Origin of the sequence: Pseudoxanthomonas sp. SGNA-20, from assembly GCF_003931635.1 — a bacterium.
Lineage (GTDB): Bacteria > Pseudomonadota > Gammaproteobacteria > Xanthomonadales > Xanthomonadaceae > Pseudoxanthomonas.
In genome coordinates this window covers 44,646-70,866 of record NZ_RRYK01000009.1, presented here as the reverse complement: position 1 = coordinate 70,866, position 26,221 = coordinate 44,646, and the positions used below count along the sequence as shown (strand labels likewise).

Below are 26,221 nucleotides of genomic sequence, written 5' to 3'. Positions count from 1 at the left end.
GCGCCCGGATGAAACCGCGCATCCACCAGCTGCTGCTGGATTTCGACAACGTGCTGGCGCACTACCGGCGCGAGCAGCGGGTGGCGCACCTGGCTGCCCATGCGGGCACCGGCTTCGAGCAGGTCTGGCAGGCGCTGTACGGCTCAGGGCTGGAAGCGCGCTACGACGCCGGCGAGATTTCCACGGCCGACTACCTGCAGGCACTGAGCGAAGGCATCGGCACGCCCGTGGGCGAGGACGCGTGGCTGGATGCACGCATGGCCGCCACCCACGCCGATGCCCGGGCGATCGCACGCCTGCTGGCGCTGGATCCGGCCGTACCGATGGCGGTGCTGACCAACAACGGCGAACTGATGGCGCGCGCGATCCCGCACATCGTCGCGCCGCTGCGGCCGCGTCTGGACCGCCGCGTGCTGTGCAGCGGCAGCCTGGGCGGGCGCAAGCCCGATCCGCAGGTCTACCTGCGCGCGCTCGAACGCCTGGGCTGGAACGCCGGCGAAACCCTTTTCGTCGACGACCTGTTCGTCAACGTGCAGGGCGCGCGCCGCGCCGGCCTGCACGCCGACAGCGTACGCGATGCGCGCGCACTGGGCCGTGTCCTGCAACGCTTCGGCCTGGCCTGAGTGCACGCCCCTCTCCACGGCGAGAGGGGACGCCACCAACCGCGTCGACATCAGCGGACGCGTAGCCCGGATAAGGCCGAAGGCCGCATCCGGGACGCGCCACGGCCCAGCCCGCGGGGATCCCGGATGCGCTTCGCTTATCCGGGCTACAGGGCCTACCGGGCTGGGTGCCTCCCCCTCTCCCCCTGTAAAGGGATGGTAGTGACGGTCGGTCCCCTCGCCCGCGCCACTGACCGCGTCGACACCAGCAGATGAGTAGCCCGGATAAGGCCGAAGGCCGCATCCGGGACACGCCATGGCCCAGCCCACGGGGATCCCGGATGCGCTTCGCTTATCCGGGCTACGGAGCCTATGGGGCTGGGTGCCTCCCCCTCTCCCACCGGTAAAGGGGATGGTAGTGACGGTCGATCCCCTCCCCGCGCCACTAATCGCGTCGACACAAGCAGATGAGTAGCCCGGATAAGGCCGAAGGCCGCATCCGGGACGCGCCACGGCCCAGCCCGCGGGGATCCCGGATGCGCTTCGCTTATCCGGGCTACAGGGCCTACCGGGCTGGGTGCCTCCCCCTCTCCCCCTGTAAAGGGATGGTAGTGACGGTCGCCCCCCTCGCCCGCGCCACTGACCGCGTCGACACCACCAGATGAGTAGCCCGGATAAGGCCGAAGGCCGCATCCGGGACGCGCCACGGCCCAGCCCGCGGGGATCCCGGATGCGCTTCGCTTATCCGGGCTACGGGGCTGTTGTGAGCCATCGGTCCGGCACGGCGCTGGGCGTGCCAGGGGCGTTGCATCAGCGCCGGTGAGCGCACGCGGTAGCGGCGCCCGGCGGCATCAGGAGCGCGCGCCCTGCTCCAACTGCTGCCGTAGCGTCAGCGCCAATGCATCAAGCTGTTCGCGCGGCGCGGGCACCGGGGCACCGGCCGGATAGACATCCAGCAGGCCATCGCCCATGCGGCGCGGATGCACGTGCAGGTGGAAGTGCGGCACTTCCTGGCCGCCGGCCTCGCCGTTGGACTGCCACAGGTTCAGGCCATCGGGATCGAGCGTGCCGCGCAAGGCCAGCGCGATACGGTGCGCCACCCGCATCAGGTGGGCGGAGGCGTCCTCGTCCAGGTCGTAAAGCGTTTCGGCGTGCAGGCGCGGGATCACCAGCACTTGACCGGGCACGGCCTGGCGCAGGTCCATCAGCGCCACCACGTGGGCGTCTTCCCAGACGACACTGGCCGGCGCGTGGCCGGCCAGGATCTGGCAGAAGACGCAGCCGCCATTCGTCAGCGCGAGGCGACGAAGGCGGCGATGGCCGCGCGCAGGCGCTTCAGCCCTTCGGCAACGTCCTCGCTGGTGATGTTCAACGCCGGGACCAGGCGCAGCACGTCCGGGCCGGCCTGCAGCAGCAGCAGGCCCTCGTGCGCGGCCAGGTCGAGGATCTCGCCGGCGCGGCCCGCGTATTCGGAGTTGAGCACGGCGCCCAGCATCAGGCCGCGGCCGCGCACCTGGGCGAACACGCCGAACTCCCCGCCGATCGCGGCCAGGCCCTCGCGCAGCGCGTGCGACTGGCGCGAGACGTTGGCCGCGATCTGCGGCGAGGCCAGCTTGCGCAGGGCCACGCGCGCCACCGCGGCGGCCAGCGGGTTGCCGCCGAAGGTGGTGCCGTGGGCGCCGAAGCCCATGGCCTCGGCGACCTTCGGGCCGGCGAGCATGGCGCCGATCGGGAAGCCGCCGCCCAGGGCCTTGGCCAGGGTGACGATGTCCGGGACCACGTCGTCCTGCCAGTGCGCGAACAGGGTGCCGGTGCGGCCCATGCCGGCCTGGATCTCGTCCAGCACCAGCAGTGCATTGTGCTTGTCGCACAGCGCGCGCACCTGCTTGAGGAAGCCGGAGGCGGCCGGCATCACGCCGCCCTCGCCCTGCACCGGCTCCAGCATCACCGCGGCCACGTCGCCGGCGGCCATCGCCGTCTCCAGCTGCACGATGTCGTTGAAGTCCACATAACGGAAACCGCCGGGCAGCGGCTCGTAGCCTTCCTGGTACTTCGGCTGGGCGGTGGCGGTGACCGCGGCCAGGGTGCGGCCATGGAAACTGCCACGGAAGGTGACGATCACCCGCTGCTGCGGCGGACGCCCCTGGGCAGTGGCCCACTTGCGCACCAGCTTGATCGCGGCCTCGTTGGCCTCGGCGCCGGAATTGCACAGGAACACGCGCTCGGCGAAGCGGCTGGCGGTCACCAGCTCCTCGGCCAGGCGCAGCGGCGGCTCGCTGAAGAAGATGTTGCTGGTGTGCCAGAGCTTGCCTGCCTGCTCGACCAGGGCCGCATGCAGGTCCGGGTCGTTGTGGCCGAGGCCGCACACGGCGATGCCGGCGGCGAAGTCCACGTACTCGCGGCCCTCGCTGTCCCACAGTCGCGCGCCCTGGCCTCGCTCCAGCACCAGCTCGCGCTGCCGGTACACGGGCAGGAAATAGCGGTGGCCAAGGTCGATCAGGGAGGCGGTGTCGCCGGCAGCCGGCGTCGTGGCGTTCATGGCAGTGGAATATCCGTGGAAGAAGGCCGGCACGGGGCCGGTGGGCCATTATCCGCCTCGTTCGGCGATGCCGCCACGCCGTCGCCGGACCGGTGCCGGGCTCGCGTATCATCGGGCTGCCGCGCAGCGGCGCCTCCGCTCCCAACGACCGACCGCCATGTCCCGCATCGAAACCCTCGCCGCCCGCGCCGGCAGCCGTCCCGACCCGGCCAGCGGCGCGCTGTCGCCGCCGCTGCAGCTGGCCACCACCTTCGAGCACACGCCCGACGGCCAGCTGCCGCAGGGCTTCCTGTACCAGCGCTACGACAACCCGACCCAGCAGGAGACCGAGCAGGTGCTGGCGGCGCTGGAAGGTGCGAAGCGGGCGCTGCTGTTCCCCACCGGCATGGCCGCCGGCGCCACCGCGCTGCAGGCGCTGCCGCCGGGCAGCCACGTGCTGTTGTGCGACGACAGCTATTTCTCGTTCCGGGTCCTGGCCGCGCAGCAGTTCCCGCGCTGGGGCCTGGAATGCACCATCGTCGACTTCACCGACCTGGACGCGGTGCGCGCCGCGCTACGGCCCAACACCGCGTTGCTGTGGGCGGAGACCCCGTCCAACCCGCTGCTGAAGGTCAGCGACATCGCCGCGCTGGCGACCATTGCCCACCAGGCCGGCGCGCGCCTGCTGGTGGACGGCACCTTCGCCCCGCCGGTGATCCAGCAGCCGCTGGCGCTGGGCGCGGACATCGTCCTGCATTCGGCCACCAAGTACCTGGGCGGCCATGGCGACGTGATGGGGGGAGTACTGGCCTTCGCCGAGGACGGCGAACACGCCGCCGCCTGCCACCAGCTGCGCCTGCTGGGCGGGGCCACCGCCTCGCCGTTCGCGGCGTGGATGATCCTGCGCGGCGTGCGCTCGCTGCCGGCGCGGATGGACTGGCACTGCCGCAACGCGCGCCGGGTGGCGGAGTTCCTCGCCGGCCATGCGAAGGTGTCGGCGGTGCATTACCCCGGCCTGGCCTCGCATCCGCAGCACGCGGTGGCCGCGGCGCAGATGCGCGACTTCGGCGGCATGCTGTCGTTCGAGGTAGCCGGCGGACGCGAGGCGGCGCTGGCCGTGGCTTCGCGCATGCGCCTGTTCACCAATGCCACCTCGCTGGGTTCGACCGAATCGCTGGTCGAGCACCGCGCCTCGATCGAAGGCCCGGCCTCGACCACGCCCGGCGGCCTGCTGCGGCTGTCGGTGGGCCTGGAGCACGCCGACGACCTGGTCGCCGACCTGGAGCAGGCGCTGGCCGGCTGAGCGGCACGCGGCGCGGCGATCCCGCGCCGCGATCCTGCCGGCTTACCAGGTGCCGGTGTTGGGCATCGACGCCCACGGCTCGGCCGGCGGCAGGGCCTCGCCCTTCTGCAGCAGCTCGATCGAGATCAGGTCCGGGGTGCGGACGAAGGCCATGCGGCCGTCGCGCGGCGGGCGGTTGATGGTCACGCCCATGGACTGCAGGTGCGCGCAGATGGCGTAGATGTCGTCGACCTCGAAGGCCAGGTGGCCGAAGTTGCGGGCGCTGCCGTAGTCCTCCGGTGCCGAACCGTCCTCCGGCGGCCAGTTGTAGGTCAGCTCGATCTCCGCCTCCGGGTTCTCCGGGGCGCCGAAGTAGACCAGGGTGTAGCGCCCGGCCTCGTTGTCCATGCGCCGGGTCTGCTTCAGGCCCAGGCCCTCGGTGAAGAAGCGGCTGGTCTTTTCCAGGTCGTGGACCCGGATCATCGCGTGCAGGTACTTCATGGTGCTTCCATGGCGGAGGGATCGCCCATTGTAGGAGGGTGCGCGCCGGCGCGGCTCAGTCCAGGAACAGGTCCGGCAGCAGCGGCTGCGCCGGATCCACCGCGTAGCCGGAGAAATCCTCCACGCCGGCCTGCCGCAGCACCTCCTCGTCGATCAGGAACTTGCCGCTGAAGCCGGCCGCCGGCCGCACCAGCACCGCGTGCGCGGCGTCGGCCATGATCTGCGGCTTGCGGCAGCGCGCCGGCTCCACGCCCGGGATCATGTTCAGCGCGTCGGTGGCGATCACCGTGCGCGGCCACAGCGCGTTGACCGCCACGCCGCGCGAGCCGAACTCGGCGGCCAGGCCCAGGGTGACGAAGCTCATGCCCATCTTGGCCAGGGTGTAGCCGGTGTGCGGGGCCCACCACTTCGGGTCCAGGTTCGGCGGCGGCGCCAGGGTCAGGATGTGCGGGTTGGCGGCCTTGAGCAGGTGCGGCAGGCAGGCCTGGGCGCAGAGGAAGCTGCCGCGGGCGTTGACCTGCTGCATCAGGTCGAAGCGCTTCATCGGCGTGTCCAGGGTGCCACGCAGCCAGATCGCGCTGGCGTTGTTGACCAGGATGTCGATGCCGCCGAAGGCGTCCACCGTGGCCGCCACCGCGGCCTGCACCTGGTCTTCCTCGCGGATGTCGCACTTCAGCGCCAGGCCGCGGCCGCCGGCGGCGTCCACCGCTTCGGCCGCGGTATGGATGGTGCCCGGCAGCTTCGGGTTGGGCACCGCGGACTTGGCGGCGATGGCGACGTTGGCGCCGTCGCGCGCCGCGCGCAGGGCGATGGCCAGGCCGATGCCGCGCGAGGCACCGGTGATGAACAGGGTCTTGCCGGCGAGGCTGGTCATGCGCGTCTCCAGGTACAACGGGGGACGCGCATTGTCGCCCGGCACGCGCTGCGCGTGCGCGGTCGCGTGCGTCGCCGCCGCGGGCGGCGCGCTAGCGTGCCGCTTCCGCGCCGGCCGCGGCGGTGCGCAGGCGCAGCGTGGGCAGGCCCGAGACCGGGTGCGGCTCGACCTGGTGCGGCAGGTCGGCCACCGCCTCCACGATCCGCTCCAGCGCCGGGTCGGCGTCGGCATGCGGGCGCCAGGTGGCCAGCACGTCGAACGCGGGGGTGAAGTGCAGGGTCTGCGCGGTGCCGATCCACAGCGGCTGGTGCCCCGGGCGCAGCTGCACCGGCGCCGCCCACAGCCGCAGCACGATGCGGCGGTCCGGGCGGGCGCCCTCGCGCACCATCAGCAGGGCCTCGGTGCGTGCGTCCAGGGTCGCCGGCAGCACCGGCACGCCGGCCGGCCACACGTCCTCGTCGAACATGTTCAGCGCCTGCTCCCAGCGCGCCTGCGGCTGCACCTTCCAGCCCTGCGCCTCCAGGCGCTCGCGCAGCGGGCCCAGCGGGCCGGCCACCTGCACGTCCAGCGGCCAGCGCTGGGCGTCGTCGAACTCGTTGCGGCGCGCCGGCTGCAGCGCCCAGTCGCGCTGCCACCAGGCCTGCAGGTCCTGGACCTCGATCGCCGGCCCCGGCGGCTCGAACTTGGCCAGCTTGGCCTCGATGTTGCGCGGCGCGTACCACAGCGCGGCCAACGCGAACACGCCGTAGAACGCCGCCGCCACCGGCTTGACCCAGAACGAGCGGTTGAAGCGGCGGCGGTAGGCGATGCCCAGCACCAGCAGCCAGACGATGCCCAGCAGCATCCCGCCGACCACGTCGCTGAGCCAGTGCGCGCCCAGGTACAGGCGGGCGAAGCCGATGACCGCCACCACCAGGCCGGAGACCATGTACGGCCAGACCCGGTCGCGCCCCGGCAGCTCGCGCGCGATCAGCACGGCGAAGAAGCCGAAGGCGATGGTGGACATGGTCACCGCGATCGAGGGGAAGCCGAAGCCGCTGCTGGCCGAGGGCGGGCGCACCACGTTGATGGTCGCGCCCAGCAGCCAGGTCAGGGCCAGGCCGAAGCCCAGCGCCGCCAGCCAGTGCGCGGCGGCCATCCAGCGCTGGCGCCAGGCGAAATAGCCCAGCGCCGCGGCGCAGGCCGGGGCCAGCACCGGCCAGTCGCCGAGCGAGGCCAGCGCCGCCAGCGGGTAGTCGGCCAGCGGGTTGCGCAGGGACAGCATCAGCTGGTGTACCGCCAGGTCCACGCCCAGCGGCTCGCCGTGGCCGACCACCACCAGCAGCAGGGCGAACCACACCCAGCCGATGGCCAGCAGCAGCACCGCCAGCAGCGCCAGCGGCACCGACTCGCGCCGCTGCGGGTCGAACACCGCCACCGAGTACTCGCCCAGCACCGGATGCCGGTGCGACCAGGCCAGCATCCGCGCCAGCACGGCGTCGGCGTGCTCGGCGAACCAGCGGTAGGTGTACAGCACCACCGCCCAGGCCAGCGCCAGCACCGCCAGCAGCAGGCCCAGCACCACCACCAGGTGGCCGGCCACCGCGGCCACCGCGTCGTAGGCCCGGCCCAGGACCCAGCCCGGGGCCAGGAACAGCACGCCCCAGGACACGCAGGCCAGGCCGGAGGCGGTGAAGTAGCGTCGCACCGGCATCCTGGCCATGCCGGCAATGGCCGGGACGAACGGGCGGATCGCGCCGACGTAGCGGGCCAGCAGGATCGCGCTGAAGGCATTGCGCCGGAACAGGGTCTCGCCGCGCTCCAGCAGCTGCGGGTAGCGGCTGAACGGCCAGACCCCGCGCAGGCGGTCGCCCCAGCGCAGGCCGACCCAGTAGCTGATGGCGTCGCCGGCCATGGCGCCCAGGGCCGCGCTGGCCACCGCGTACGGGCCGGAGATCTCGCCCATGCCGATCAGCACGCCCACCGCGAACAGCAGTGGCAGGGCCGGGACCACGGCCCCGACGATGATGAGCGCGTCGCAGAAGGCGATCGCGAAGATCACCACGCCGGCCAGCAGGGGGTGTTCCCCGATCCAGGCCAGGGTGGCTTCCATCCAGGAAGAATTCATCGGCGGATTATAGGAGCCGCCCCGCAACGGACGCTGTAGGAACGCGCCGCCGGCACCCCCCGGCCCCGGCGGTGGCCGGGTCCGGCGGCGGCCGGATCAGGGCCCGGTACCGGCCTCGGGCACCGTCTCCGTATCCTCCCCGCCGGCCTGGTCCGTGGCCGGCGGCGGGGGGCCCGGCGGCGGCGCGGCCGCGCCGGTCCGCGCCATCCGCCAGACGATGTTGGCCAGGTCGTCGGCGATGACCAGGGCCCCGCGCGGATCCACGGTCACGCCCACCGGGCGGCCGCGGGTGGTGCCGTCGTCGTCGCGGAAGCCGGTGGCGAAGTCGATCGGGTCGCCGGCAGGTCGGCCGTTGCGGAACGGCACGAACACCACCTTGTAGCCCACCGGCTCGGCGCGGTTCCAGCTGCCGTGCATGCCGACGAAGGCACCCTCGGCGTATTCCGGTCCCATCACCGGGCTGGAGAAGTCCAGGCCCAGCGCCGCCACGTGCGCGCCCAGGGCATAGTCCGGGGTGATCGTGGCGGCGACCTTCTCCGGGTTCTCCGGCTTGACCCGGGTGTCGACGTTCTGGCCCCAGTAGGCCCAGGGCCAGCCGTAGAAGCCGCCCTCGCGCACCGAGGTCAGGTAGTCGGGGACCAGGTCCGGGCCGATCTCGTCGCGCTCGTTGACCACCGCCCACAGCTGGCCGCTGCCGGGCTGGATCGCCAGCGCCGTAGGGTTGCGCAGGCCGCCGGCGTATTCGCGGTGCATGCCGGTCGCGGTGTCGATCTCCCAGACCACCGCGCGGTCCTGCTCGGCCATCATCCCGCGCTCGGTGATGTTGCTGTTGGAGCCGATGCCCACGTACAGGAAGCGGCCGTCGGCGCTGGCGGTCATCGCCTTGGTCCAGTGGTGGTTGATCTCCGAAGGCAGCTTCGTGAGCACTTGCGGCTTGCCGGCGCGGGCCTGGGTCATGCCCGGCTGGTAGTCGAAGCGCACCACCGCGTCCTGGTTGGCCACGTAGAGGTTGTTGCCGACCAGGGCCAGGCCGTAGGGCGCGTCGAGGTCCTCGGCGAACACGGTCTGCAGTTCGTACTCGCCGTCGCCATCGGCGTCGCGCAGCAGGGTCAGGCGGTTGCCGCCGGGAACCTGGGTGGTGCCGGCGGCCTTGATCGGCCCGGCGATCACGTCCTTGGGCTTGAGCGGCGGCGCGTTGCCGCCCCGGCCCTCGGCCACCAGGATGTCGCCGTTGGGCAGCACCAGGGTCTGGCGCGGGATGCGCAGGTCGCGCGCGATGGCGCGCACCTCGAAGCCTTCCGGCACGACCGGCACCCGGTCGCCCCATTCGGAGGGATCGGCGATCTTCATCTCCGGCAGCAGGCCGCGCCTGGGTTCCGGAAGCCCGGGGTTGGCGCCGTACTGCACCGGTCCGGGTTGGGGATTGCAGGCGGCCAGCACGACGATGGCGCTGGCGGCGGCAAGCAGCTTGAGGCGGTTCATCGCACACCTCCCGTGCGCAGCGGCCAGGCCGCGAAGAAGGTCGCCACCAGGGCGGTCGCGAAGACCAGCACCGAAAGCACCAGGCCCATCGGCATGCTGGCCCAGGCGTCGCGCGCATGGACCAGAGCGTTGAGGAAGGCCAGGATCCACGCCACCAGCCAGAGCACGCAGTGCAGCACGGTGCCGCGGGTGCGGCGCGAAGGCGCCAGGCCGAACAGCGAGCACACCAGGGCGATGGCGGCCAGCACCAGGCCGCCGGCGTTGAGCCAGGCGGCGAAGTTGATCCACTGGATCTCGTAGGTGCGCGCGTAGGCGATGTCGGACAGCAGCGTGCCGAGGATCAGCGAGAGCGCGCCGCCGACAAGCAGCGCGTGGACGGGATGGAAGGCGGGTGCATACCGGCGTTCGACGGTTGCGACCATGGCGGGTCCTCCGGGGGTACGCCGCGGGCGGCGGATGGGCGGTGCGGCCTGTCGGCCGTGGCCCATGGTCGCCGTGCAGGCCTCACGGCCGTGTGTAAGCGCGTCCCCGGCGCCCCTGCCCTACTCGTCCATCCACAGCAGCAGCTGCTGCAGGCGCCGGTGCGGGTCGTCCTGCTGCAGCAGGGCCAGGCGCTGCTCCTCGCTGATCGGCAGGATCTCGGCCAGGCGCCAGCCCACCCATTCGGCGTCCTCCAGCAGGCGCAGGTTGGGTGCGTCGTGCAGCCCGCCCACCTTCTGCAGCAGTTCGCCCAGCAGGGTGCCCAGCACCGCGTGCTCGGGCAGCAGCCGCGCGCCGCTGCCGGGTTCTTGCCGCTGGTCGCGCCAGCGCACCTGGCCGACCAGCAGGCCGTTGTCGCGCACGCTGGTGCGGCTGACCCGGAACCGGCGCGCACCGCGCACTGCCAGGGTCAGCACCCCGCCCGGCTCGCTGCCGAAGTCCTCGATCAGCGCCTCCACCCCGAACGCCGCCGGCGTCGCCGGCGCGCCGCTCTCCTCGCCCTCCAGGATCATGCACACGCCGAAACTGCGGCCCTGGCGGCCGCACTCGGCGACCAGGTCCAGGTAGCGGCGCTCGAACACGCGCAGTCCCAGCGGCGCGCCGGGCAGCAGCACGGTGTGCAGCGGGAACAGCGGCAGGGCTTCGGTACTGGGCACGGTGCGATGGCGTTCGGCTCGCCGGCAGGGTAACGCCGCCCGTTCAAGGCGGCGTCACGGCGGCGTGGTCAGTCGCGCCCTTCCAGCATCGCCACGAAGCGCCGCGGCGCCGCGTCGAAGCCGCCGTTGGACATGAACACCACGTGGTCGCCCGCCTGCACCAGCTCGCCCAGGCGCGCCAGCAGGGTGTCGGTATCCGGCACCGCCTGCGCCTGGCCGCGCACCGCGGCCACCACCTTGCCGGCGTCCCAGGCCAGCTCCGGACGATGCAGGAACACGACCACGTCGGCGATGTCCAGCGACGGCGCCAGCGCGTCGGCGTGGGCGCCCAGGCGCATGGAATTGCTGCGCGGCTCCATCGCCACCACGATGCGCGCATCGCCGACCCTGGCACGCAGGCCTTCGAGGGTGGTGCGGATGGCGGTGGGATGGTGGGCGAAGTCGTCGTACACGGTGACGCCGGCCGGGGTGCCCAGCACCTCCAGGCGGCGCTTGACGCTGTGGAAGCCGGCCAGCGCCGGGGCCACATCGGCCGGCGACACGCCCACCGCGTGCGCCGCGGCCAGCGCCGCCAGCGCGTTCAGCACGTTGTGCCGGCCCAGCAGCGGCCAGTGCACGCTCGCCACTTCGCGGCCGTCATGCAGCACCACGAACTGGCTGCCGTCGGCGGCCAGCAGGCGCGCGCTCCAGTCGAAGCCGGCACCGCCGCCGGCGCGCGCGATGGCCACCTCCGCGCCCTCCAGGCCGAAGGTCTCCACCGGGGTCCAGCAGCCCATCGCCAGCACCTGGGCCAGGTGCGCGTCTTCGCCGTTGACGACGAGCCGGCCGGCGCGCGGCACGGTGCGCACCAGGTGGTGGAACTGGCGCTGGATCGCGGCCAGGTCCGGGAAGATGTCGGCGTGGTCGTACTCGAGGTTGTTGAGGATCGCCACCGTCGGCCGGTAGTGCACGAACTTGCTGCGCTTGTCGAAGAAGGCGGTGTCGTACTCGTCGGCCTCGACCACGAACTCGCGGCCGCCGCCCACCCGCGCCGAGGTGCCGAAGTCCTCGGCGACGCCGCCGACCAGGAAGCCCGGGTCGCGCCCAGCGGCCTGCAGCAGGAAGGCCAGCAGGCTGGTGGTGGTGGTCTTGCCGTGGGTGCCGGCCACCGCCAGGGTGGTGCGCCCGGGCAGCACGTGCTCGGCCAGCCACTGCGCGCCGGAGGTGTAGCGGCGGCCGTCGTCCAGCACCTGCTCCACCGCCGGGTTGCCGCGCGAGAGGGCGTTGCCGATCACCACCTCCACCGCGTCGGGGGAGATATGCGCCGGGTCGTAGCCCTGGCGCAGCTGGATGCCCAGCTTCTCCAGCTGGGTGGACATCGGCGGGTATACCGCCTGGTCGCTGCCTTCGACGCTGTAGCCCAGTTCGCGCGCCAGCGCCGCCACGCCGCCCATGAAGGTGCCGGCGATCCCGAGGATGTGGATGGTGGTGGTCATGCCGCGATTGTCGCCCAGCGGCGCCGGCTTTTGTGGCGCCGTTGCCGTTTCCGGGCTAGGAGCGGCTGCGCGCGCGCCACAGGCCCTCGCCCGCGTACAGCGCAAGTCCCAGCCAGATCGCGCCGAAACCGAGCGCGCGGCCGGCGCCGAACGGCTCGTGGAAGAACCACACGCCCAGCAGCAGCTGCAGGGTCGGGGCGATGTACTGCAGCAGCCCGACCACGCTCAGCGGGATGCGGCGCACGCCATAGGCGAAGCCGATCAGCGGCACCGCGGTGACCACGCCGCCGAACACCAGCAGCAGGTCCGTGCCCCAGCCCCAGCCGCTGGCGAAGCTGCCGCCGTGCCCGGCCTCGGCCCACAGCACGTAGGCCAGCGAGGGCAGGAACAGGTACAGGCTTTCCAGGCCCAGGCCGGCCACCGGATCCACCGCCACCAGCTTGCGCACCAGCCCGTACAGGCCGAACGAGGCGGCCAGGCCCAGCGCGATCCACGGCGGCGAGCCGGCCTGCACGGTCAGCCAGGCCACGCCCAGCGCGGCGCAGCCCACCGCGATCCACTGCACCCGGCGCAGGCGCTCGTGCAGCACCAGCACGCCCAGCACCACGTTGACCAGCGGGTTGATGAAGTAGCCCAGGCTGGTCTCGACCACGTGGCCGGCGTTGACCGCCCAGATGTACAACCCCCAGTTGAACGCGATCAGCACCGCGCTCAGCGCCAGCGCCGGCAGCGCGCGCGGCTGCGCGGCCAGCCTGCGCAGCCAGCCCAGGCCGTCGCTGAGCAGCAGCCAGGCCACCACCAGCAGGGCGCTCCAGACCACGCGGTGGGCCATGATCTGCATGGCCGGCACGTTCTTCAGCAGGTGCCAGTACACCGGCACCACGCCCCACAGCACGAAGGTGCCGGCGGTGACCGCCAGGCCGCGGCGGTCGATGGACGGAGCGGCGGTGCTCATCGGCGCAGCACCCGCGCCAGGGTGATGGTGACCACGCCGGCCAGGATCACCGCCATGGCACCCAGGTCGTGCGCGGTGAAGCGCTCGCCGGCCAGCCACGCGCCCAGGGCCACGGCAATGGCCGGGTTGACGTAGGCGTAGCTGCTGACCAGCACCGGGCGCACGTGGTGCAGCAGCCACACGTAGGTGCTGAAGGCCACGATCGAGCCGAACAGCGCCAGGTAGCCCAGGGCCAGGGTGCCGTGGAGGGTCGGCGCGGCCGGCAGCGACTCGCCGCGCAGCAGGCCGGTGGCGACGATCATGGCCCCGCCGCACAGCATCTGCCCGGCCGCGGCCATGAACGGCGACGGCAGGTCGCGCCCGCGCGACCACACCGAGCCGAACGCCCAGCCGACCGGCGCCACCAGCAGCAGGACCAGGCCCACGGGGCTGGCGGTGAGGCTGCTGCCGGCGTTGAGCCACAGTACGCCGGCAAAGCCGATGGCGATGCCCAGCCATTCGATCCGGGTGGGGCGCTGGCCGTAGATCGCGCCGAACACGCCCATCCACAGCGGCACCGAGGCCACCGCCACCGCGGCCAGGCCGGAGGACACGCTCTGCTCGCTCAGCACCACGCAGCCGTTGCCCAGCAGCAGCAGGGCGAAACCCATCACCGCCAGGTTCTTCCACTGCGCGCGGGTCGGGGCCGGTACCCCGCGCCAGCGCAGGAAGGCGTACATGGCCGCGCCGGCGACGACGAAGCGCGCGCCGGAGACGGCCAGCAGCGGCGGCCATCCGCCTTCCAGGGCAAAGCGGATGCCGAGGTAGGTCGAACCCCAGACCACGTAGACGATGGCCAGGGCGAAAACGATGGCCAGCCCGGCGGCGCGCGCCGGGGCCTGCGCGGGAACGCTCATGCGGAATCCGGGGGGAAGGAGCGGACCTGCGATTCTAGCGCCGTGCGCCCCTCGCGCACCGTGTCGGAAGGCGTGGTTCCGGGGCCATCCGGCGCAAGGAAAGCGTTGCGCCGTGCGCCTGAAGCGACCGCAACGGCTGGCCCGCGCCACCTTGCCGGGGCATGCGCGCGGGCGCATATTCGCTGCAGGTCAACGCGATACCGGAGCGGAACATGAAAGCCCCATCCATGCTCCTGCTGCTGGCCCTGGCCGCGCTGCCGGCCGTGGCGCCGGCCGCCAGGAGCGTCACCGATCCCGATGCCCCGCGCGCGCTGCCGGAGCAGGATCCGGTCAGCGTGTCCTGGGAGGACCCGGCGCAGTTCTCCGACCTGCGCTACAGCGGCAACCGCTGGGAAGCCGCGCATGGCGACTGGGTCGCCGAGCTGGCCCGGCACCTGCAGAAGAACGCCGCCAAGCGCCTGCCCGAGGGCGCGCGCATGGAAGTGACCATCACCGACATCCAGCGTGCCGGCCGCTACGAGCCGTGGCGCGGTCCGAACCTGGACCACGTGCGCTTCATGCGCGACCACTATCCGCCGCGCATGGAGCTGAAGTTCCGCATCACCGGCGCCGACGGCCAGGTGCTGGCCGAGGGCGAGCGCAAGCTGCACGACGTGTCCTACCTGCAGCGCGGCGCGCCGCTGGACAGCGATGCCCTGCGCTACGAGAAGCGCATGATCGACGACTGGCTGCGCAAGGAGCTGCCGTCGCCGGCGGCCTGAGGGATTGGCGGCGCGGACTGCATCGTGCCGCCCGCGCCGCCTTGATGCCGACGCTTCCGGCAGACCGATGGCCGGGGGCGGCGGGCTGGTGATCCGGCGGTGACCGCCCTGGCCGGGAACGGCCCCGGCGCCCGGCGCCCGGTCCTGGCCCTGCCCCGCTGCCCCGCTGCCCCGCACAGCGGACCACGCGCAAGACCACGGGAAGCTTCGTCCGGCCCCGGCAAACGCCCGGGACCGGCGGCCGGCGGCGCGCGGCGTGGACCTCAGAAGTCGGGCGCCAGCGCCTGCTCGATCTGTTCGCGCCGCAGGTTGGTGTAGTTCTTCGCCACTTCCGCCAGCAGGCGGCTGCGGACCTCCTCGTGCAGCAACGGACGCATGTAGCCCAGGGTGGTCGGGTCGGCCGCCAGCACCAGGTGCTGGAAGCGGCCGTTGAGCGCGTGCTCGTTCAGGCGCCGCGCCAGTTCACGCGCGAAGCCTGCCTCCTCGGCCTCCTTGGCCCCCACCTCCGGCGGCAGGATCGCCGGCATCTCGCCTTCCTTGGGATCCAGCGCGATGGCCGCTTCCTGGTGCAGCACCAGCTGGCCCTTCTCACCGACGTTGGTGAACAGCCGCGCCGACGCACCGTCGGCCACCAGCACCCAGGCACCACGGGGAATCCTTCGCATGTCGCCTCCTGCTTTGGGGATCGCCCCGCCAGCCTAGGCAGGGAGGTGTTAGCGTCCCGCGCACGTCGCGTCAGCGGCGGCCGCGGCGGGCCGGTTCACCCGCCGCCCGCCCTGGTGCATGCTGGGACGCCCGCCACCGGAGCCGCCGATGAGCCGTTTCGACCTGACCCCGCCCGACCCGGAGCAGCTGCAGGCCCTGGCCGCCGCGCTGTCGCCGGAGGAACGCCACGTGCTGCTGCAGCACGGCACCGAGCGCCCGTTCTGCGGCGTGTTCCTGGACAACAAGCGCGAGGGCACCTACGTGTGCCGGCTGTGCGGGTTGCCGCTGTTCCGCTCCTCGGCCAAGTTCGATTCCGGCACCGGCTGGCCCAGCTTCTTCGCGCCCTACGACGAAGCCCACATCCGCCGCGTGCGCGATACCAGCCACGGCATGGTCCGCACCGAGATCGTATGCGCCCGCTGCGGCGGCCACCTGGGCCACGTGTTCCCCGACGGGCCGCCGCCGACCTACGAACGCCACTGCCTCAACTCGGTGTCGCTGGGCTTCGTCGACGCCGGCCAACCCCTGCCCGACCCGCTGCGCCGCGGCGGCGCCGAAGCCGGGCCGCCCTGAGCGCCGCGCGCCCTACCTTCCACGGAGAACGCCAATGAAGTTCCTGTTGCTGGTGTACATCGACCAGGCCCTGCTGGGACAGCTGTCGCAGGAGGAGTACGACGCGCACATGCGCGACTGCGTGCGCAAGGCCGACGACCTGGCCGGCAAGGGCACGCTGCTGGGCGCCAACAAGCTCGAGCCGCCGACCACCGCGCGCACGGTGCGGGTACGCGAGGGCCGCGCGCGGGTGTACGACGGTCCCTTCGCCGAGACCAAGGAAGTGCTGGCCGGCTACAACCTGATCGAGGCCGACTCCCTGGAGGAGGCGGTGGAACTGGCCAAGCAGTTCCCGTGGGCGCGCTACGGCGCGATGGAGGTGCGCCCGGTGGGCGACCTGGACGCCGAGCGCGTGCGCGTCGGCGCCTAGGCCGGGCTTCACGCCACGTCCCGCGCGCGCCGGCTAGCGTCGGCCCATCTCCATTCGGCGCGGGCGCGAGGCGATGCGCATACTGGTCCTGCTTGCCGCGCTGGCGATGCCGGTGGTGGCGTTCCTGTCCCAGCGCGGCGTGTTCGGTCCGGACAACGGCGAGGTCTCCGCGCGCTACCCGACCCTGCTGGTGGCCGCCGGCTACGCGTTCTCGATCTGGAGCCTGGTGTTCGCGCTGGACCTGGTGCACGCCCTGCGCCAGCTGCGCGCGCGGTGGCGCGACGACCCGCTGCTGGCGCGCGTCGCCCCGGCCACCGCCGCCGGCTTCGCGCTTACCGCGCTGTGGATGCCGCTGTTCTCGCAGGGCCTGTTCGCGGCCTGCCTGCTGGTGATCTTCGCCGCGCTGGCCTGCCTGCTATGGGTGGCGGTGCGCCTGTCCGATGCCGGTCCGCACGGCGGCGCGCACCTCTGGTCCTGGCTGGGGCTGTCGCTGCACGCCGGCTGGCTGTCGCTGGCGGCGTTCCTCAACCTGGCCCAGTCCGCGCTGGCCTTCGGCTGGATCCACCCGCAGGCACAGTTGGTGTCCTCGCTGCTGTTGCTGGCCGCGGCCACCGCGCTGCTGCTGTGGTTCAACGCGCGCATGCGCGGCAACCTGGCCTATGCCGCGGCGGCGTTGTGGGGGCTGGTGGCGATGTGGGTGCGGCAGTCCGGATCCACCCTGCCCGGCTCGGACCCCACCGCGCGGATGGCCCTGCTGGCGGCCGCGCTGCTGGCGGCGCAGAGCGCCTGGTTGCGGCTGCGCGCGCGGCGGCTGGCCGCAACGGCGCACTGAGGCTCAGGCGCACCCGGGCGCGTCCTGGGCCGCGACCACGCACTGGGCGAAGTCCGCGGGCAGGCCGCCCACCTGGCGGCGCGCGCCGACATGCAGCTGGAAGCGCCCCAGTTCGCGGCGGCTGCAGTGCTGCTCCAGCGCGGTGCCGCCGACGGCGGCCTTGCAGATCTCCTGGTACAGGCGGTAGTGGCAGGCGCCGCTGCCGCTGGACAGGCACTGGAAGGTCGCCAGCCCGTCGGCCAGGGTGGTCTTGCTCAGCAGCACGCCCTGGCCGGCGCGGGCGAAGTCGATGCGGGTGCGGCTGCCGGGTCCGTCGCCGCCGAACAGCGACAGCAGGCACGCAAGCAGGGCGGTCAGCAGGTGCATGGGACACTCCTTGGTCTTTCCGGTCCGGTGCGGCTACATGCCGCGGAACAGGGCCATGAACGGCGCACTCACCGGCAGGGTCTCGCTGCGGTTGCGCAGGCGCAGCTGGCCCTTGCCGCTGTCGTCGCGCACCACCGACAGCACCGCCGCCAGGTTGACGATGGTGGAGCGGTGGATCTGGCGGAAGCGGTTGGGGTCCAGCACCGCCAGCAGTTCCTTCAGCGGGGTGCGCAGCAGCGACTCGCCCTCGGCGGTCACCACCACGGTGTACTTGTTGTCGGCGCGGAAGTAGGCCACGTCCTCGAGCATGATCAGCCGCGTTTCGCGCCCGTTGCTGGCGGTGATCCAGGCCAGCGGGGGCGGCGCCGAGGGCGGCGGCGGGCGCCGCGCCAGGTGCTGCAGCAACGCGTCGAGGGTGGCCTGGTCGGGGCCGCCGCCGGCGCGCGCCTGCAGCCGCTGCACCGTGGCCTGCAACCGCTCGCGCGCGACCGGCTTGAGCAGGTAGTCGACCGCGCCCTTCTCGAAGGCCTCGATCGCGTACTGGTCGTAGGCGGTGACGAACACCACCTGGGTCCGCGGGCTGGACTGGGCCACCGCCGCGGCCACCTGGATCCCGGTCAGGCCCGGCATGCGGATGTCGAGGAAGGCCACCTCCGGCTGGTGCGCGGCGATGGCTTCCAGCGCGGCGGCGCCGTCCTCGCACTCGGCCACCACCCGCAGTTCCGGCCAGGCCGCCGCCAGCTCCTGCACCAGCGAGGCGCGCAGCAGCTCCTCGTCCTCGGCGACGATGCAGTCAGGCATGGCCGGCACCTCCGGGCTGGGCGAACGGGGGCAGCGGCGGCGGCGCGGCGGGCGCCTCCGGCGCCGGCACCGCGACGGTCGCGGCCACCCCGTTGGGGAAATTGGACACGATCGAGAACGAGGCGGCGTCGCCATAGGTCAGGCGCAGGCGCTCGCGCAGGTTCTTCAGGCCGATCCCGGTGCCGGCGCTGGCGCCGTTGCCGAAGCCGCACCCGTCGTCGGCCACGGTGATGGCCACCTGGTCGTCGGCCCGGCGCGCCAGGATCCACACCGTGCCGCCGCCGGGCTTGGGCTCCAGGCCGTGCTTGATCGCGTTCTCCACCAGGGTCTGCAGCATCATCGACGGCAGCGGCACCTGCTTGAGCGCGTCCGGCACCTCCACCTGCAACTGCAGGCGCGCGCCCATGCGGATCCTGAGGATCTCCAGGTAGGCGCGGGTGCGCTCCAGCTCCTCGCCCAGGGTGGACAGGGTGTCGTGCTCGCGCGGCAGGGAGTGGCGCAGGTACTGGATCAGGTGGCCCAGCATCTGCTCGGCGCGCGGCGGGTCGGTGCGCGCCAGCACCTGGGCGTTGGCCAGGGTGTTGTAGAGGAAGTGCGGCTCGACCTGGGCCTGCAGCAGGTTCAGGCGGGCCACGGTGAGCGCGTTGTCGGTGGCCTCGCGCTCGGCGCGCGCCCGCTCCTCGCGGCGCTGCGCCGCGACCTGGTGCGACAGCGCGCGCAGCAGGCTCTCGGCGTTCTCGTAGTTGCTGCCTTCGTCCAGCGCGAACAGGTCGACCCAGTGCGCCGCGTCCGGCTCGCACAGCACGGTCACGCCGACCGTGCCGCTGCCCGGGTGCACGGTCGCCAGCACCCGGTCGTGGGTGACGGCGAAGCGCGCCAGCAGGTTCCAGCGCGAGGGCCGGGCGCCGCCGAACGGGTCCGAGCGGCGCACCCGCGCGCGCAACTGCAGGCTGCCGCGCAGCGGCTCCATGTCCTCCACCCGCGGCAGCTGGCGGATCGCGTCGGCGACCAGGTCGAAGGCGGCCTCCGCGTCCAGCGGCAGCTCGATCCGCCGCTGCTGGCGGTTGGCCAGCACCGCCGCGTCCAGGCGCCCGGCGAGCAGGCGCACCCGGCGGATGTGGGTGATCACGCCCAGCACCGCCAGGCCGAAGGTCAGCAGCGCCAGCAGCCAGAAGACACCACCGACGCCGCCGAACATCCCGGCCCAGACGAAGCCGGCCACGAAGATGGCGACCCACCAGGCGAACAGGATGCGGAACGCGAGGAAGAGGCTGGAGGACACGTGGGGCCCGCGGGCTGGAAGGATGCGGGCGAGGATAGCGGCCGCCGCCGGGAACGGAACCGGGGATGCGACGAAACCGGGAATCGGGCGACGAAACCGGGGGCGGCGGGCGCGCCGGGCACGCCGGCCGGCGGCATCCACGGCCGGGATGCGCGGCCGGCCTGCGCCTTCAGTCGGCGGTGGCGTCGCGGATGCGCTCCCAGACCTGGTCGAACACCTGGCTGGCCTCGGCCTCGCTGAGCAGGCTCATGGCCACGCTCTCGCGGCGCAGGAACAGCTCCAGGCGCTCGCCCGCGGCGGCGCGCGGGTGGTTGAGGTAGACGTCGTAGGCGGCGCACAGCACCGGCCAGTAGCGGGCGAAGCTGCGCATGGCCCGGGCCCGGGGCAGCGACTGGTAGCGCTGGCGCCAGTGGTCGCGTTCGCGGTCGATGTCGATCATGACCGCCTGGCGCGCCGGCGGTAGTGCCTGGGGCATTGTCGCGTTCCTGTTGCTGGCGCGTCCCGCGCGCCGGGCCTTCCCGTGGCCTTCGAGGTTTCCAGCCGCGCCGTCACCCGGCGGTGAAACCGCGCGCAGGAAATACGCGGGTGCTTGAACGTTTAAGCCGGCCGCCGCCGCCGGCGCGCGTTGCGCCCCCTCACGCCGCGGCCAGCGCCTGCCCGGCCGCGTGCCCGGACGCCCAGGCCCACTGGAAGTTGTAGCCGCCCAGCCAGCCGGTGACGTCCAGCACCTCGCCGACGAAATGCAGGCCCGGCACCTTGCGCGACTCCATGGTGCTGGAGGATACATCGCGGGTGTCCACGCCGCCCAGGGTGACCTCGGCGGTGCGGTAGCCCTCGGTGCCGCTGGCCACCAGCGGCCAGGCCGACAGCACTTCGGCGGCCTTGCGCAGCTGCGGCACGTCGAGCTGGCGCATCGGCCGGTTCGGCAGCCACAGCTCGCACAGGCGCTGGGCGAAGCGCCGCGGCAGGGCCTCGGCCAGCACGGTCTTCAGCTCCGCGTCCGGGCGCTGCTTCTGCTGCGCCTGCAGCCATTCCAGGGCGTCGCGCCCGGGCAGCAGGTCCAGCAGCAGCTCGTCGCCCGGCTGCCAGTACGAGGAGATCTGCAGGATCGCCGGGCCGCTGACGCCGCGGTGGGTGAACAGCATGGCCTCGCGGAAGCTGCGGCCGTTGCAGCGCGCCTCCACCTCCAGGGCCACGCCGGACAGGTCGGCCAGCCGCTCCAGGTGGCGGCCGGACAGGGTCAGCGGCACCAGGCCGGCGCGGGTGGGCAGCACCGCGTGGCCGAAGCGCCGCGCCAGTTCGTAGCCGAAGCCGGTGGCGCCCATGCTCGGGATCGACAGCCCGCCGCTGGCCACCACCAGCGCCGGCGCGGCGAAGCGCCCCTGGGTGGTGCGCAGCAGGAAGCCGCCGCCATCGGGCTGCTCGACCGCCTCCACGCTGCACTGGGTCAGCAACTGCACGCCGCCGGCGGCACATTCGTCCAGCAGCATCCGCACGATCAGCTTGGAGGACACGTCGCAGAACAGCTGGCCAGGCGCCTTCTCGTGCCAGGCGATGCGGTGGCGGTCCACCATCTCGATGAACTGCCAGGGCGTGTAGCGCGCCAGCGCCGACTTGCAGAAGTGCCGGTTGGCGGAGAGGTAGTTGGCCGGGCTGGTGTTGGTGTTGGTGAAGTTGCAGCGCCCGCCGCCGGACATGAGGATCTTCTTGCCCGGCTTGTTGGCATGCTCGACCACCAGCACGCGCAGGCCGCGCTGGCCGGCGGTGAGCGCGCACATCAGCCCGGCGGCGCCGGCGCCGATGACGATGGCGTCGTAGCGGTCGGGCGCCGCGGCCATCAGCCTTCCCGTGCGCGCATCCGCGGCACCGGCTGCAGCACCGCCTCGGCGCCGCGCTCGTCCAGCACCCGCACCTCGCCGTCCTGCACCTGCACGTCAAGGCGCATGCCGCGCGCGTACATGGCCACCAGCGGTTCCAGCTGCGCCGGCGGCAGGTCGAGCACGTCCAGGTTGTGGTGGCGCGACAGCGCGCCCGCGTTGCGCTCCCACCACAGGTCGGCGGCGCGGCCGCCGTAGTTGAGCACCACCACCCGCGCGGCGCGGTTGCAGGCCTTGCGCACGCGCGACTCGTCCGGCTGGCCCAGCTCGATCCACAGCTGCACGTCGCCGGTGTAGTCGCGCAGCCACAGGTCCGGGTCCTCGTCCGTGCTCAGGCCGCGGCCGAACTCCAGCCGATCCTGCGCATGCAGGGCGAAGGCCAGCACCCGCACCATCAGCCGCTCCCCGGTCTCGGACGGGTGCTGGGCCAGGGTCAGCGAATGGGCGGCGTAGTAGTGGCGGTCCATGTCGCTGATCTGCAGGTCCACGCGGACCACGGTGGCCTTGAGCGCCATGGCAAGTCTCCGGTGCGGCGGCGGGGGCGCCGCGGGAGGCGCATGATACGCGCCCCGCGGTATCCTTCACCCACCGCGCCGGCGGCTCCGGCACGCACGACAGCTTCCCGAAGATGACCGATACGCCTCCCGACCGCCTGGCCCTCGACCCGCGCAGCCCCTATTACGACGCCGAAGCGCTCAACCGCGGCGTGGGCGTGCGCTTCAACGGCGAGGAGCGCGACAACGTCGAGGAATACTCGGTGAGCGAGGGCTGGATCCGGGTGCAGGTGGGCCGCTCGCGCGACCGCCGCGGCAACCCGATGACGATCAAGATCAAGGGCGTGGTCGAGCCCTACTACCTGGCGCAAGGCTAGGCCGCGCCGCCGCCTCAGCCGCGGCAATCCTGCAGCTGCCGGCGCGCATGCCACAGCGCGCGCCGGCCCTGGTCCCAGGCGCTGTCGGCCGTGGACGGCAGCTGGTGCTGCGCGCGCACCGGGTCGGCGCCCCTGGCCATCGCGTGCTCCACCGACTGCAGCCGGGCCAGCGCCTCGCGCAGCGGTTCCAGCAGCTTCTCCATGCGTTCGCGCGGGCAGCGCGGATGCTCGCGCTCCAGCTGCGCCACCTGCTCGCGCAGGCTGCGGCTGGCGCTGCCGTCCAGGCCCGGCGCGGGCTCGGCACTGATCGGCGCGGCGCGCCAGGCATCGCCGGTGGCCTCGCTGCCCAGGTCGGCCGGGCGTTCGTGGCGGGCCGGGTTGAACGCCACCTGCGGCGGTCGCCGTGCCTGCGCATGCTGGATCTCCTTGCCCAGCAGGGCCCGGGCGATCTTGCCCTGGGCGCGGGCGATGGCCTGCCCGGCCACGTCGGCGATGTCGCCGTCGCTGATCCAGTCGTCGCCGAAGCGGGTGCCGCGGTAGTCCACCGGATTGGGGGGCTGCAGCGGGTCCTGTCCGGGTACCGGCACCCGCGCCACCGTGCCCTCGGGCAGGTGGATGCGGCCATCGGCGTCGTACAGGTCGATCTGCCGGGCAGGCGCGGCGCCGGAGGCCGGTACAGGTGCGGCGGGCTGCCGCGGCCCGGTCGCGGTCGTGCCCGCGGCCGACTGCGGGCCCGGCCTCGCGGCGTCCTGCGGCGGCAGGGACGGCAGCACCGCGCGCGGGACGAGGCGCAGCTGCAGCCGCTCCAGCGGCGCCCCCGGCTCCAGCCGCGGCCGCGCGCTCCACAGCAGCAGCCACGCGCCCAGCGCCAGCAGCGCCGCGGTCAGTACCGCGGCCACGGCATGGGGCAGCAGCTGCCTGGCGGGGGACTCGTGCAAGCGGGAAGGAATGCGGGCGGGGACAGCAGCAGACCGTGCGCGCGGCCGCCGGTTCCCCCGGCCGGCGCGCCCGCTCAGCCACCGGTCGGACAGGCCGGGCGCGTGATCACGCCGCCCACGCGCGATATGCCAGCATCCGTCCCACCCTCCCCTGCCCCGCGCGCGCGATGCCCCTCGAGCAGCTCCTGGTCCCCGGCACCGAATTCCTGCGCGACGGGGGCCACGTGGCCCGCCGGGTGGCGATGCACGACTGGTCCGCGCATCCGCTGGGCCCGCCGCAGTCCTGGCCGACCGAACTGAAGACCTCGCTGTCGATGATGCTCGGCTCGCGCTTCGCCATGTGCCTGGGCTGGGGCCCGGACCTGTTGCTGTTCTACAACGACGCCTACGTCCCGGTGCTGGGGGTCAAGGAGCCCACCGCCCTGGGCCGGCCGCTGCGCGAGGTCTGGCACGAGCTATGGGACGACGTGCGCGGGATGGCGGAGATGGCCATGTCCGGCACCGCCACCTGGGTCGAGGACATGTACCTGCGCATGGAGCGCAATGGCGTGCCCGAGGACACCTGGTGGACCTTCACCTACAGCCCGGTGCGCCAGGCCGACGGCCGGGTCGTGGCCATGCTCTGCATCACCCACGAGACCACCCGGCGGGTGCTGACCCAGCGCCGGCTGGCCGACGAACGCGCACGCCTGGCGCGCATGTTCGACCAGGCGCCGGCGTTCATGGCCATGCTGCGCGGGCCGGAGCACCGCTTCGAGTTCGCCAATGCCGCCTACCTGCGCCTGGTCGGGCGCGACGACCTGGTCGGCCGCACCGTGGCCGAGGCGCTGCCGGAGGTGGTGCACCAGGGCTGGATGCCGGTGCTGGACGAGGTCTACCGCAGCGGCCGCCCGCACGCCGAGCAGGACGCGCGCTTCGTCGCCGAACCGGAGCACGGCGCGCCGCAGGAGCACTACCTGGACTTCGTGTTCCAGCCGTTCACCGACCAGGACGGCAGCATCGGCGGGCTGGTGCTGGTGGGCATGGACAACACCCGCCGCACCCGCACCGAGCAGGCGCTGCGCCGGCGCGAGGCCGAGCTGGAACAGCTCAACCGCGAACTCGAGCAGCGGGTGGCCGAGCACGCCCACGAACGCTCGCTCAACTGGCAGGTCACCCCCGACATGCTGGGCGTGTTCGACCGCGACGGCATCCTCGAGCGCAGCAACCCGGCCTGGCAGCAGGTACTGGGCTGGAGCCACGAGGAGCTGGCCGCGCGGCCGATGCGCGAGCTGCTGCACCCGGGCGACCGCGGGGCGGCGGCCGCGGCACGCCAGCGCCTGCACGCCGGCGAACCCCTGCTGGGCTTCGAGTGCCGCATGCGCGCACGCGACGGCAGCTACCGCACGCTGTCGTGGGTGGCCACGCCGCAGGACGGCAAGTTCTACTGCAGCGCGCGCGATGTCACCGCGCACCGCGCCGCGGTGGCGGCGCTGGCCGAGTCGCAGGCGCAGCTGCGCAACCTGTTCGAGACCAGCTTCCAGCTGCAGGGCATGTGCGCCCTCGACGGCACCCTGCTGGACGCCAACCAGACCGCGCTGGCGATGATCGGCGCCAGCCGCGAGGACGTGGTCGGGCGGACGTTCTGGGACACCCCCTGGTTCGCCGGCACCCCGGGCATGCCGGAGCGGATCCGCGCCGGCGTGCTGCGCGCGGCCGCCGGCGAGCCGGTGCACGACGAGCTGGAACTGGTGCTGCCCGACGGCCGCCGCGTGCTGGAGCTTTCGCTGCGCCCGTTCCGCGGCGCCGACGGGCGGATCACCGCGGTGGTGCAGGAGGCGATCGACATCACCGAGCGGCGCATCGCCGAGGAAGCCCTGCGCCAGTCGCAGAAGCTGGAGGCGATGGGCCAGCTCACCGGCGGCGTGGCGCACGACTTCAACAACCTGCTGGCGCCGATCATGGCCGCGCTGGAACTGGCGGCCGACCCGGCCGCCAACCCGGAGCGGCGCGCGCGCACCATCGCCGTGGCGCGGCAGTCCACGGAGCGCGCGGCGATGCTGGTGCAGCGCCTGCTGGCGTTCGCGCGCAAGCAGCCGCTGCAGACCGTGGTGGTGGACGTGTGCGCGCTGCTGGAAGGGATCGGCGCGCTGATGCGCTCCAGCTTCGATCCGCGGGTGCGGATCCAGGTCCACGCCGGGGCCGATACCCCGCCGGCACGCGCGGACTGGAACCAGCTGGAGATGGCCCTGCTCAACCTCGGCGTGAACGCCCGCGACGCCATGCCCGAGGGCGGCACCCTGACCCTGTCCGCGCGCAGCGCCGAGGTGCCCGGTCCCGGGGCGCCGCGCGCCCTGCCGGCCGGGCGCTACGCGGTGATCACCGTCGCCGATACCGGCGCGGGCATGGACGAGGCCACCCGCGCGCGGGCGATCGAGCCGTTCTTCTCCACCAAGGGCGTGGGCAAGGGTACCGGCCTGGGCCTGTCGATGGCGCACGGCCTGGCCCTGCAGCTGGGCGGCTGCCTTCACATCGACAGCGCACCCGGCAAAGGCACCATGGTCGAGCTTTGGCTGCCGTCCGCCGGCGAGCCGTGACCCTGAGGGAGATCCCCGTGGCAACCGCGCCACCGAACCCGCCGCGCATCGCCCTGGTCGTCGACGACGAACCGGGCGTGCGCATGTGCACCGCCGACGTCCTGCTGGACATGGGCTACGAGGTGGTGGAGGCCGGCTCGGTCGAGGAAGCCCTGTCCGAACTGGACCGCGGCCTGCGTCCCACCCTGGTGGTCACCGACCACCTGATGCCGGGCATGTCCGGCGCCGACCTGGCGCGCGAGGTGGTCGGCCGCAACCCCGGCACGCCGGTGATCGTGGTTTCCGGCTACACCAACGTGGAGCTGGATCCATCGCTGGTGCGGCTGTCCAAGCCGTTCCGGCTCAGCGACCTGCGCGAGTGTGTCGTCGCCGCTACCGCGGCGCGGGATTCGTGATTCGGGA

At 73.0% G+C, this 26,221-nt stretch carries 28 protein-coding genes; 9 read left to right on the top strand and 19 right to left on the bottom strand.

What is annotated here, in order from left to right; genetic code table 11:
* Nucleotides 1-8: 8 nt before the first annotated feature.
* Nucleotides 9-623, top strand: coding sequence for an HAD-IA family hydrolase (locus tag EIM48_RS13585; protein ID WP_125111892.1), 615 nt, complete (start codon nucleotides 9-11; stop codon nucleotides 621-623).
* Between the two features lie 830 nt (nucleotides 624-1,453).
* Here EIM48_RS13585 and EIM48_RS13580 read toward each other — a convergent pair.
* Entirely contained in the window at nucleotides 1,454-1,897 is a 444-nt protein-coding gene (locus EIM48_RS13580; RefSeq protein WP_125111906.1) for an HIT family protein, read from the bottom strand.
* Nucleotides 1,894-3,141 (bottom strand): acetylornithine transaminase, encoded by a 1,248-nt coding sequence (locus EIM48_RS13575; protein ID WP_125111891.1) that lies wholly within the window; start codon nucleotides 3,139-3,141, stop codon nucleotides 1,894-1,896. The genes EIM48_RS13580 and EIM48_RS13575 overlap by 4 nt, the downstream gene beginning before the upstream one ends.
* Before the next feature lie 157 nt (nucleotides 3,142-3,298).
* Here EIM48_RS13575 and EIM48_RS13570 point away from each other — a divergent pair, with 157 nt between their 5' ends.
* The gene (locus tag EIM48_RS13570; protein WP_125111890.1) at nucleotides 3,299-4,423 is read left to right on the top strand and encodes an aminotransferase class I/II-fold pyridoxal phosphate-dependent enzyme; all 1,125 of its coding nucleotides are present in this window, start codon (nucleotides 3,299-3,301) and stop codon (nucleotides 4,421-4,423) included.
* A 42-nt stretch (nucleotides 4,424-4,465) separates the two neighbouring features.
* Here the strand turns inward: EIM48_RS13570 and EIM48_RS13565 are convergent, their stop codons facing one another.
* From EIM48_RS13565 to yedA, 9 genes are all read right to left on the bottom strand, one after another.
* Nucleotides 4,466-4,903, bottom strand: coding sequence for a VOC family protein (locus EIM48_RS13565; RefSeq protein WP_019398865.1), 438 nt, complete (start codon nucleotides 4,901-4,903; stop codon nucleotides 4,466-4,468).
* A 55-nt stretch (nucleotides 4,904-4,958) separates the two neighbouring features.
* Complete coding sequence (locus EIM48_RS13560) at nucleotides 4,959-5,777, bottom strand: NAD(P)-dependent oxidoreductase (protein ID WP_125111889.1); 819 nt, start codon at nucleotides 5,775-5,777, stop codon at nucleotides 4,959-4,961.
* A gap of 91 nt (nucleotides 5,778-5,868) precedes the next feature.
* Entirely contained in the window at nucleotides 5,869-7,884 is a 2,016-nt protein-coding gene (locus EIM48_RS13555; RefSeq protein WP_125108885.1) for a bifunctional DedA family/phosphatase PAP2 family protein, read from the bottom strand.
* Nucleotides 7,885-7,980: 96 nt separating this feature from the next.
* Nucleotides 7,981-9,366: a sorbosone dehydrogenase family protein gene (locus EIM48_RS13550; protein ID WP_125111888.1), complete on the bottom strand. Its 1,386-nt coding sequence runs from the start codon at nucleotides 9,364-9,366 to the stop codon at nucleotides 7,981-7,983.
* Nucleotides 9,363-9,788, bottom strand: coding sequence for a DUF2231 domain-containing protein (locus EIM48_RS13545; RefSeq protein ID WP_125111887.1), 426 nt, complete (start codon nucleotides 9,786-9,788; stop codon nucleotides 9,363-9,365). The genes EIM48_RS13550 and EIM48_RS13545 overlap by 4 nt, the downstream gene beginning before the upstream one ends.
* Nucleotides 9,789-9,908: 120 nt before the next feature.
* Nucleotides 9,909-10,502 (bottom strand): LON peptidase substrate-binding domain-containing protein, encoded by a 594-nt coding sequence (locus EIM48_RS13540; protein ID WP_125111886.1) that lies wholly within the window; start codon nucleotides 10,500-10,502, stop codon nucleotides 9,909-9,911.
* A 68-nt stretch (nucleotides 10,503-10,570) separates the two neighbouring features.
* Nucleotides 10,571-11,977, bottom strand: coding sequence for a UDP-N-acetylmuramate:L-alanyl-gamma-D-glutamyl-meso-diaminopimelate ligase (gene mpl, locus EIM48_RS13535; RefSeq protein ID WP_028915116.1), 1,407 nt, complete (start codon nucleotides 11,975-11,977; stop codon nucleotides 10,571-10,573).
* Nucleotides 11,978-12,032: 55 nt separating this feature from the next.
* Nucleotides 12,033-12,932, bottom strand: coding sequence for an EamA family transporter RarD (gene rarD, locus EIM48_RS13530; RefSeq protein WP_028915117.1), 900 nt, complete (start codon nucleotides 12,930-12,932; stop codon nucleotides 12,033-12,035).
* Nucleotides 12,929-13,828, bottom strand: a complete 900-nt coding sequence (gene yedA / locus EIM48_RS13525; RefSeq protein ID WP_125077302.1) for a drug/metabolite exporter YedA — start codon at nucleotides 13,826-13,828, stop codon at nucleotides 12,929-12,931. The genes rarD and yedA overlap by 4 nt, the downstream gene beginning before the upstream one ends.
* A 212-nt stretch (nucleotides 13,829-14,040) precedes the next feature.
* On the opposite strand from yedA, the gene EIM48_RS13520 reads away from it, so the two are divergent.
* Nucleotides 14,041-14,589, top strand: coding sequence for a DUF3016 domain-containing protein (locus tag EIM48_RS13520; protein ID WP_164544205.1), 549 nt, complete (start codon nucleotides 14,041-14,043; stop codon nucleotides 14,587-14,589).
* Between the two features lie 263 nt (nucleotides 14,590-14,852).
* Here EIM48_RS13520 and EIM48_RS13515 read toward each other — a convergent pair whose 3' ends face one another.
* Nucleotides 14,853-15,254, bottom strand: a complete 402-nt coding sequence (locus EIM48_RS13515; RefSeq protein WP_026010608.1) for a host attachment family protein — start codon at nucleotides 15,252-15,254, stop codon at nucleotides 14,853-14,855.
* Nucleotides 15,255-15,402: 148 nt separating this feature from the next.
* Here EIM48_RS13515 and msrB point away from each other — a divergent pair, with 148 nt between their 5' ends.
* The 3 genes from msrB (at nucleotide 15,403) to EIM48_RS13500 (ending at nucleotide 17,108) form a co-directional block, all read left to right on the top strand.
* Nucleotides 15,403-15,867: a peptide-methionine (R)-S-oxide reductase MsrB gene (gene msrB, locus EIM48_RS13510; RefSeq protein ID WP_019398307.1), complete on the top strand. Its 465-nt coding sequence runs from the start codon at nucleotides 15,403-15,405 to the stop codon at nucleotides 15,865-15,867.
* Between the two features lie 34 nt (nucleotides 15,868-15,901).
* A complete protein-coding gene (locus EIM48_RS13505) occupies nucleotides 15,902-16,276 on the top strand; it encodes a YciI family protein (protein ID WP_019398306.1) in 375 nt (124 codons plus the stop codon).
* Nucleotides 16,277-16,349: 73 nt separating this feature from the next.
* Nucleotides 16,350-17,108 carry a hypothetical protein gene (locus EIM48_RS13500; protein ID WP_019398305.1) on the top strand — a complete coding sequence of 253 codons (759 nt, stop codon included), beginning with the start codon at nucleotides 16,350-16,352 and terminating at the stop codon, nucleotides 17,106-17,108.
* A gap of 3 nt (nucleotides 17,109-17,111) precedes the next feature.
* Here EIM48_RS13500 and EIM48_RS13495 read toward each other — a convergent pair whose 3' ends face one another.
* The 6 genes from EIM48_RS13495 to EIM48_RS13470 all read right to left on the bottom strand — a co-directional run bounded on the left by EIM48_RS13495 (nucleotide 17,112) and on the right by EIM48_RS13470 (nucleotide 21,949).
* Nucleotides 17,112-17,474 (bottom strand): hypothetical protein, encoded by a 363-nt coding sequence (locus tag EIM48_RS13495; RefSeq protein WP_019398304.1) that lies wholly within the window; start codon nucleotides 17,472-17,474, stop codon nucleotides 17,112-17,114.
* Between the two features lie 33 nt (nucleotides 17,475-17,507).
* Nucleotides 17,508-18,275, bottom strand: a complete 768-nt coding sequence (locus EIM48_RS13490; RefSeq protein ID WP_026010455.1) for a LytTR family DNA-binding domain-containing protein — start codon at nucleotides 18,273-18,275, stop codon at nucleotides 17,508-17,510.
* Complete coding sequence (locus tag EIM48_RS13485; protein ID WP_028915121.1) at nucleotides 18,268-19,557, bottom strand: histidine kinase; 1,290 nt, start codon at nucleotides 19,555-19,557, stop codon at nucleotides 18,268-18,270. The genes EIM48_RS13490 and EIM48_RS13485 overlap by 8 nt, the downstream gene beginning before the upstream one ends.
* A 169-nt stretch (nucleotides 19,558-19,726) precedes the next feature.
* A complete protein-coding gene (locus EIM48_RS13480) occupies nucleotides 19,727-20,032 on the bottom strand; it encodes a hypothetical protein (protein ID WP_037034778.1) in 306 nt (101 codons plus the stop codon).
* Nucleotides 20,033-20,192: 160 nt separating this feature from the next.
* A complete protein-coding gene (locus EIM48_RS13475) occupies nucleotides 20,193-21,395 on the bottom strand; it encodes an NAD(P)/FAD-dependent oxidoreductase (protein WP_125111885.1) in 1,203 nt (400 codons plus the stop codon).
* Nucleotides 21,395-21,949, bottom strand: coding sequence for a YaeQ family protein (locus EIM48_RS13470; RefSeq protein ID WP_019398299.1), 555 nt, complete (start codon nucleotides 21,947-21,949; stop codon nucleotides 21,395-21,397). Before EIM48_RS13470 ends, EIM48_RS13475 begins: the two co-directional genes overlap by 1 nt.
* Nucleotides 21,950-22,062: 113 nt before the next feature.
* On the opposite strand from EIM48_RS13470, the gene EIM48_RS13465 reads away from it, so the two are divergent.
* Nucleotides 22,063-22,305 carry a DUF3297 family protein gene (locus tag EIM48_RS13465; RefSeq protein WP_019398298.1) on the top strand — a complete coding sequence of 81 codons (243 nt, stop codon included), beginning with the start codon at nucleotides 22,063-22,065 and terminating at the stop codon, nucleotides 22,303-22,305.
* A 14-nt stretch (nucleotides 22,306-22,319) separates the two neighbouring features.
* Here the strand turns inward: EIM48_RS13465 and EIM48_RS15375 are convergent, their stop codons facing one another.
* Nucleotides 22,320-23,243: a hypothetical protein gene (locus EIM48_RS15375; protein WP_019398297.1), complete on the bottom strand. Its 924-nt coding sequence runs from the start codon at nucleotides 23,241-23,243 to the stop codon at nucleotides 22,320-22,322.
* A 167-nt stretch (nucleotides 23,244-23,410) separates the two neighbouring features.
* On the opposite strand from EIM48_RS15375, the gene EIM48_RS13455 reads away from it, so the two are divergent.
* Both EIM48_RS13455 and EIM48_RS13450 read left to right on the top strand, forming a co-directional pair.
* Nucleotides 23,411-25,819, top strand: coding sequence for a PAS domain-containing sensor histidine kinase (locus EIM48_RS13455; RefSeq protein WP_158675219.1), 2,409 nt, complete (start codon nucleotides 23,411-23,413; stop codon nucleotides 25,817-25,819).
* Between the two features lie 17 nt (nucleotides 25,820-25,836).
* The gene (locus EIM48_RS13450; protein WP_019399094.1) at nucleotides 25,837-26,214 is read left to right on the top strand and encodes a response regulator; all 378 of its coding nucleotides are present in this window, start codon (nucleotides 25,837-25,839) and stop codon (nucleotides 26,212-26,214) included.
* The last annotated feature ends 7 nt before the right edge of the window (nucleotides 26,215-26,221 follow it).

Excerpts from the sequence above, each read along its gene's own strand:
- EIM48_RS13480 (WP_037034778.1), bottom strand. The coding sequence starts at position 20,032 with ATGCCCCAGGCACTACCGCCGGCGCGCCAGGCGGTCATGATCGACATC.
- EIM48_RS13470 (WP_019398299.1), bottom strand. The coding sequence starts at position 21,949 with ATGGCGCTCAAGGCCACCGTGGTCCGCGTGGACCTGCAGATCAGCGAC.
- EIM48_RS13575 (WP_125111891.1), bottom strand. The coding sequence starts at position 3,141 with ATGAACGCCACGACGCCGGCTGCCGGCGACACCGCCTCCCTGATCGAC.
- EIM48_RS13520 (WP_164544205.1), top strand. The coding sequence starts at position 14,041 with ATGAAAGCCCCATCCATGCTCCTGCTGCTGGCCCTGGCCGCGCTGCCG.
- EIM48_RS13500 (WP_019398305.1), top strand. The coding sequence starts at position 16,350 with ATGCGCATACTGGTCCTGCTTGCCGCGCTGGCGATGCCGGTGGTGGCG.
- mpl (WP_028915116.1), bottom strand. The coding sequence starts at position 11,977 with ATGACCACCACCATCCACATCCTCGGGATCGCCGGCACCTTCATGGGC.
- EIM48_RS13545 (WP_125111887.1), bottom strand. The coding sequence starts at position 9,788 with ATGGTCGCAACCGTCGAACGCCGGTATGCACCCGCCTTCCATCCCGTC.
- EIM48_RS13560 (WP_125111889.1), bottom strand. The coding sequence starts at position 5,777 with ATGACCAGCCTCGCCGGCAAGACCCTGTTCATCACCGGTGCCTCGCGC.
- msrB (WP_019398307.1), top strand. The coding sequence starts at position 15,403 with ATGAGCCGTTTCGACCTGACCCCGCCCGACCCGGAGCAGCTGCAGGCC.
- EIM48_RS13550 (WP_125111888.1), bottom strand. The coding sequence starts at position 9,366 with ATGAACCGCCTCAAGCTGCTTGCCGCCGCCAGCGCCATCGTCGTGCTG.
- EIM48_RS13515 (WP_026010608.1), bottom strand. The coding sequence starts at position 15,254 with ATGCGAAGGATTCCCCGTGGTGCCTGGGTGCTGGTGGCCGACGGTGCG.
- EIM48_RS13565 (WP_019398865.1), bottom strand. The coding sequence starts at position 4,903 with ATGAAGTACCTGCACGCGATGATCCGGGTCCACGACCTGGAAAAGACC.
- EIM48_RS13585 (WP_125111892.1), top strand. The coding sequence starts at position 9 with ATGAAACCGCGCATCCACCAGCTGCTGCTGGATTTCGACAACGTGCTG.
- EIM48_RS13505 (WP_019398306.1), top strand. The coding sequence starts at position 15,902 with ATGAAGTTCCTGTTGCTGGTGTACATCGACCAGGCCCTGCTGGGACAG.
- yedA (WP_125077302.1), bottom strand. The coding sequence starts at position 13,828 with ATGAGCGTTCCCGCGCAGGCCCCGGCGCGCGCCGCCGGGCTGGCCATC.
- EIM48_RS13495 (WP_019398304.1), bottom strand. The coding sequence starts at position 17,474 with ATGCACCTGCTGACCGCCCTGCTTGCGTGCCTGCTGTCGCTGTTCGGC.
- EIM48_RS13490 (WP_026010455.1), bottom strand. The coding sequence starts at position 18,275 with ATGCCTGACTGCATCGTCGCCGAGGACGAGGAGCTGCTGCGCGCCTCG.
- EIM48_RS13465 (WP_019398298.1), top strand. The coding sequence starts at position 22,063 with ATGACCGATACGCCTCCCGACCGCCTGGCCCTCGACCCGCGCAGCCCC.
- EIM48_RS13570 (WP_125111890.1), top strand. The coding sequence starts at position 3,299 with ATGTCCCGCATCGAAACCCTCGCCGCCCGCGCCGGCAGCCGTCCCGAC.
- EIM48_RS13455 (WP_158675219.1), top strand. The coding sequence starts at position 23,411 with ATGCCCCTCGAGCAGCTCCTGGTCCCCGGCACCGAATTCCTGCGCGAC.
- EIM48_RS13555 (WP_125108885.1), bottom strand. The coding sequence starts at position 7,884 with ATGAATTCTTCCTGGATGGAAGCCACCCTGGCCTGGATCGGGGAACAC.
- rarD (WP_028915117.1), bottom strand. The coding sequence starts at position 12,932 with ATGAGCACCGCCGCTCCGTCCATCGACCGCCGCGGCCTGGCGGTCACC.
- EIM48_RS13475 (WP_125111885.1), bottom strand. The coding sequence starts at position 21,395 with ATGGCCGCGGCGCCCGACCGCTACGACGCCATCGTCATCGGCGCCGGC.